Annotated in this window: 3 protein-coding genes and 1 pseudogene; 1 reads left to right on the forward strand and 3 read right to left on the reverse strand. The window is 54.0% G+C overall.

The window, feature by feature from the left end:
• The coding region (locus tag BG842_RS03355; protein ID WP_139136006.1) for an MBL fold metallo-hydrolase at positions 1 to 378 on the forward strand (378 nt) is incomplete at its 5' end.
• Between the two features lie 23 nt (positions 379 to 401).
• On the opposite strand, the pseudogene BG842_RS27040 reads toward BG842_RS03355, so the two are convergent.
• From BG842_RS27040 to BG842_RS27050, 3 genes and pseudogenes are all read right to left on the reverse strand, one after another.
• Positions 402 to 667 (reverse strand): annotated as a pseudogene (locus BG842_RS27040) (elongation factor 1-beta).
• Between the two features lie 3 nt (positions 668 to 670).
• On the reverse strand, positions 671 to 847 hold the full coding sequence (locus tag BG842_RS27045) for an HVO_2753 family zinc finger protein (RefSeq protein ID WP_007978781.1): 177 nt from the start codon (positions 845 to 847) through the stop codon (positions 671 to 673).
• Between the two features lie 738 nt (positions 848 to 1,585).
• Positions 1,586 to 2,046, reverse strand: a 461-nt coding sequence (locus BG842_RS27050; protein WP_139136007.1) for a DUF354 domain-containing protein, incomplete at its 5' end; no start/stop codon positions are given.

The raw sequence follows: 2,046 nt of genomic DNA on the forward strand, positions 1-2,046 counted from the left end.
GCCATCGAGGGCGACAAGGACCCAATCAAATCGAGGGGCGACCGCTATCCCCCCGTTCCGGTCGATGTGCAGGTCGTCGATGGCGTCACGTTCAGAACCGAGGCCGGACCGATGCGCGTCGTCGAAACGCCGGGTCACACGCCCGGCCACGTCTCGCTCGTCCTTTCCGAGGCGGACCTCCTCATCGCTGCCGACGCCACCGTCGCCGACGAGGACGGCCTCGTCGGGCCGAACGAGCGGTTCACGCCCGAGTGGGAGCGAGCAATCGAGTCCCTCGGCACGCTCGCCGACTTCGGGACGAGTCAGGTCCTCTGTTATCACGGCGGGTTCGTCGAGGACGCCGACGTCGAGGCGACGTACCGGTCGCTCACGGAGTGAGAAAAACGAAACGAAAAGTGGAATTATATCCGACCGACGTTCTGCACGTCGACGCTCTCGACGCCTTCGACGTTCGAGAACGACTCCTCGACGGCTTCCGTACCACCGGCATCGTCGGGGACGATGACCGTTGGCAGGAGCGCGACGAGACCGAACGCAACGTCGTCGCGTTCGAAGCCGTTGATTTTCGCACCCTCGGGAGCGAATCTTCGAGTTTCTCTTGGAGGTCGTCCAGGTCGATCTCCGGGCTCTGCGGCATTACCTTGACTTTAGCTGCTACTTTTCCCATGGTTTACGGTCCGAGGAACCCACAGTCGGGGCACTCGTAAAGGTTGCTCTGTTTTCGGCACTTCGCACAGCGGTAGATCGTCTGCCCACAGTCGGGGCATTTGAACGACGCGGCGTTCGTGCCGGAGATGTTAATCCCGCACGAGACGCATTTTCGCGCTTGTTTTTGGGTCTGACTCATACACCCACGTTCCGCCGCGCGACTTTTGGCTTGTGCATCGACAACGAATTCGAACAGTTCCTCTACTCGGTTAGACAATTCTGTCGAACCAATGTGGTTATTAAGATTATGGAAGAACCCCGCAGCGAGAGCGTTTGTGTTTATCAGTACAAACGAATCGTACGGAGTGTAAGTGAATACGTCGAACCCGTTAATTCGTTTCTGATTGATATGGGTACGAATAAACGATGCAGCCGACTTCGCTGTGTCGAGTGCCCACCTTTCCCCTGTGGCGTCATAATATTGGAGAAACGCACGACCAACAAAAACGGTGACAACGATCGAGGGATGGTATTCTGGGAGGAAAAATTTGCGTGCGTTTTGCCAGTCAAAATTGTACCCCCAACCAGCAGCATCGTTATATTCGGGGAGCGGTTCCGATCGAGCCATCGAAGAAGGTTCTCTGATTCTTTTTTATCTGCTTCCCGACCCGTCTCACAATATCGATTCAGATATGCCATCGAAAACAACGCAATCCCCTTCGGATTGCGCTCTTTTGGCACCTTGAGCAACGGACGGAGGTTGATTGGAGACTTGTTCACGGAATGTATCCCAATTAACCGCGTCAACCAATTTGTTGCGGTTGCGGAGATGAGTGGACTATTTAAACCGTCGTAAGGGTCGTATCCCGCATAGTCTTGGCCTTCCGCCCATTCGAGACATCGGTCGCACGTTATTCCTAAACCGTCAGTCATTCCGCTATTCCCGGTTGATTTCATTCTTGATTAGATTGGTTGTAATATCGCCAACTTCCTGTAGGACTGTTTTGGATCGGGATCTATCCGGCGAGATATCATTTGATGAAAGTGAACCGATATAGTCAAGAATAGAAGTCGAATTCCGGGAATGCAATATTTTCTCGTCGGATACCAATTCTTCGTCGACGGAAAGGAGTGAATTCGGGAAAAAAGACACTGCTGGCTTGTCCATGCACGCTGCTTCACGCGCCATCGTCCCTGAGCCAGTGAGCACACACTGTGTATGCCATGCAAGTTGTAACCCATTCAGAGCCTGTTCAGGAACGAACACACGGTCGGAGGGATATGGCTCTGCAAACTGCTCGTCACCACGACCACGAGGCAAATAGACCACGTTGAACCCTCGTCCGACTGCACCCTCCAAGATATTCGGTACGAGAGATCGTTCGGCGTCTACGTATG

The sequence above is a fragment of the Haladaptatus sp. W1 genome (genome assembly GCF_001723155.1).
Taxonomy (GTDB): Archaea; Halobacteriota; Halobacteria; order Halobacteriales; family Haladaptataceae; genus Haladaptatus; species Haladaptatus paucihalophilus.

Coding starts and splice junctions, on each gene's coding strand:
- BG842_RS27045 (WP_007978781.1), bottom strand. CDS start 847: ATGAGTCAGACCCAAAAACAAGCGCGAAAATGCGTCTCGTGCGGGATT.